Here is a 3,615-nt window from a genome sequence, read left to right as displayed (position 1 = left end):
CCCGTACGGGCTCCAGCCGGAGCTGCTGCGGAGCCGGTTTCAGATGGGCCGAGAGCTCCGGCAGGGCCGACGGGGACGGCAATGGCCGCATCGTCGTCACCGGCCGCGAGGAACACGCTGAACAGGAACGCCACCGCCCGAAAAGATTGCAAACATACACGCCAAGAAGTTCATCATGCGATCCCACTTACCCCCACAAGGCCCATGCTGCGCGCGTCAGTTCAACGCCACGCCGGACATCAAGTTACGCTCCGTTACCCCTGATATCGGCGAACGCAAAGGGGAACAGGGTGGAAAACACGGTCGGCGGCCTGGCAAGGCCACAGAGGCCACCACGAAGGGGAGCGGCGGCGCGGCAGCGGTGCCTGAGTCTGGCCATGATCCTCGCCGCCTGCGCGGCGATGCTCGGCGTCATGACACCGATGGCCAGCGCCGCGCCCAACGTGAAGGTGACGGTCACGCTCGACCGCATCAAGGTGCTGTACAGCTCCGAGGAAGGAGCGTGCGGCTCGATCGACTGGTATGCCAAGGTCTTCATCAACGGCGTGCCGTTCAACAACGAGGACTCCCCGAGCCAGGACGAGCTGGAGGGGCAGGGGGACATCAGCCCCGGCTGGGAGTTCTCCACGGAAGTCGATGTCGCCACCCTCGATCAGAGCAGCGGCGTCGCGAAGATCCCCGTGACCATCGAGGTCTGGGACGAGGACGGCGGTTTCTGCCTCGGCGACGACCAGTACGACGCGTCGCAAGCGGTCGGGAGGGGCATCAACTTCCAGGTGGCCGCCTCCCCTTGCCGGGTGTTCCGCGGCTCGTCCACCGGCGCCCCGTGCGGGTCCGGGTACATCGACTCCGGCACCGCGGAGGACCGGGCCGAAGTGACGTACTCGGTGGCCGTGGACGACCCCGCCAGCGCCCCGGGCCTGCGCATCAGGTGCACGTCCGACCCCGTCGCACCCACCATCGGCACCCCCGTGACGGTCACGGCCACCGCGCTCGACGGCGCCATGATGCCCACCATCGTCGCCGATGAGCTGCAGATCGTGGCCGCACGGAACAGGTCGACCGACTCCGTCAGGTATCCGCTCGCCGACCACAAGGTCTCCGGGGTGAACAGTACGTCCGTCACGTTCACCCCCACCGAGGGCGGGGACCTCGTCTACGGCTGCCGCCTGCGCGAGGGAACCACGGGCCTCTTCACCGGCTGGCGCCGCGTGGACACCAACCCCGGCACCTCGGCGGAGCCACGGCCGGTCTCCTATACCGGCCCCCGCGGCAGCAGGATCGACATCGTGTTCGTCGCGGACCGCGACACGTACACGAGCTCCCGCGACCCGCGGTTCCTGGACGATGTCCGCCGGGTCGTCGAGACCTCCTACTACGGGTTCAACGACTTCCTGGCCAACCAGGACAAGTTCAACTTCTGGATCGCTCGTGCGCAGGGACGGGCCGACGACGCCAACGACGGCGACTGCGACCACGACCTGCCCGCCGGCTGGGACGACGCCTTCGCCTTCGCGGACGCCGGCGCCATCCTGCACCGCAAGAACCAGCGCGACTGTGCCCTTCGGGGCGACCGCATCTTCTCCGGTGTGGTCGACACGGCGGTGCGATCGGACGCCCTGCAGGTGGTCACCCACGAGTCCGGACACCAGCCCTTCGGACTCGCCGACGAGTACCCCCCGGACGGCGGCTACTTCCAGCAGGACGTCGCGCCGAACGTCTACGAGGACATGGCGGGCTGCATCGCCGACGCGCCCGCCCTGAACCGTGAGGCAACCGCCTGCCGCAGGTGGGAGCGGCCCACCGACTGGTGGCCCGACCCGGACTGGTTCAGTTCCGAACCCGCCCCCAACGACGTGATGTACAACAACACCGGCCCGGCGAACGCCGCCGACATCAGGAGATACGTCCTGATCTTCGGCGACTGCGCGTCGGCGAAATGCTGAGGGGGCCCACGATGAACCGTCTCCATCACCTTCGCCATCACCTCCGCCGTCACCGCTACCGTTCACTGCTCTCGGTGATCACCATGGTCGTCCTCACCCTGCTGATCGCCCCGCTGCACGGCTCCGCCGACTCCTCCTCCCGGCTCGACGACCCCGATCCGGCGAGCATCCCGCTGCCCGTCCTCGACGACGACGACCCGGCGAAGGCGGTCGTCGCCCGGGTCACGTTCAGCAGTCGCACCCAAGCCACCGTCGACCGCACGTCGGTCAGCCTCCAGCGCGCACACACGCACATCGGCGATCCGCCGATCCTGAAGCTGAGTCTCACGGACGTGGACGGACAGGTCATCGACCGTATGAACGCCTGGAGTCCCCTGTGGGTCTACTCGCACGGAGACCGGGAGCGGATGGACGTCAAGAGCGGCGGGTCGGGCAGCTTCATCGTGCCCTTCTCGCCCGCCCTCTCCACCATGACGATCACCGACACGGCGCTGAACAGGGATGTCGTCACCGTCGACGTCAAACCCGCCATCCGCGAATTCTGCGTGTCGCACCCCGCTGATCCCGACTGCCTGGAGAGCGACCTGTCGGTCGACTCCGTGGAGCCGCGGGCCCCGCTCTTCGCCGTCCTGGGCAAGCCCGTCACTGTGACCGTTGCCAGCACCGTCTCCAACGCCGGTCCGGACGGCCCCACCGACGCGCGTGTGGAACGTACGGTCACCGCCGGAACCGGCGTGACCGCCACCCCCGCCGCGCCCGAGACGACCGAGGTCGGTCTGGCCGTGGGCACGCCCCAGCGGCTGGAGAAGACGTACACCGTCACCTGTACCCAGCCCGGGGCGCGGACCCTGGACTTCACCACAGCGGTGGCGCCCGAGCGCGCCTCCGTGATCGACCCCCAGGAGGCCAACAACCGGCGCACCACGCGACTGACCGTGGACTGCGCCATCCCGGTGACCATCAACATCCAGCCGGGCAGCACGCGCAATCCGGTCAACCTCAACGGCGGCGTCCTTCCGGTGGCCGCGCTGACCACCCGGGCGGGCGAGTACGGAAATCCCCTCGCTTTCGACGCGACCACGATCGACGCCGCCTCGCTGCACTTCGGGTCCCCGAGCGTGCTACTCCTCGGCGGTGGGGTACCCGAGGCCCACGGCCGGATCCATCCGGAGAACTCTCTGGAACTGGACGAGGTGACCCGTGACCGCGACCTGGACGCCGTCCTGCACTTCCAGCCACGGAGCCAGGCCCTGACCCCGGCCGATACGAGCGCCTGCGTCCTCGGGCGGTTCGCCGGCCCGAGCGGACCGCTCAGCTTCTACGGCTGCGACAGGGTCACGGTCGTGCCGTAGGGCGCGTTCGTTCACCACCGCGGCGTCGGCCCGTACCCATGGCCGCCCCAGGGACCGGGCCGGCGGCATCAGCCGCCGGCCCGGTCCTGCGGAACCCGGTGGGGCTGGCACCAGGCACCGGTCCATCCGCCAGGCAGAGCCGATGAGTTCGGAGGCAGCCTCCATCCGACGGCCCGCCACCCCGTCGCCGAGCACATCCTCGTGACGGTGCCGACGGCGCGGACCATCAGCGCGGTGACGGGCACCAACTGGGAGGGCGTGGGCGTCGTCCCCGACATCCAGGTCCCGGCGGACCAGGCCCTGGAAGCGGCCCTCAA

General features: G+C 69.3%; 2 protein-coding genes. Both read left to right on the top strand.

From position 1 onward, the window contains the following. Positions 1-377: 377 nt before the first annotated feature. Positions 378-1,946 (top strand): hypothetical protein, encoded by a 1,569-nt coding sequence (locus ACFT7S_RS38560; RefSeq protein ID WP_382741206.1) that lies wholly within the window; start codon positions 378-380, stop codon positions 1,944-1,946. 11 nt (positions 1,947-1,957) lie between these two features. Continuing rightward, complete coding sequence (locus tag ACFT7S_RS38555) at positions 1,958-3,298, top strand: hypothetical protein (protein ID WP_382741204.1); 1,341 nt, start codon at positions 1,958-1,960, stop codon at positions 3,296-3,298. The last annotated feature ends 317 nt before the right edge of the window (positions 3,299-3,615 follow it).

Origin of the sequence: Streptomyces sp. NPDC057136, assembly GCF_042670885.1 — a bacterium.
Taxonomy (GTDB): domain Bacteria; phylum Actinomycetota; class Actinomycetes; order Streptomycetales; family Streptomycetaceae; genus Streptomyces.
This window is presented reverse-complemented; position numbering and strand designations above follow the sequence as displayed.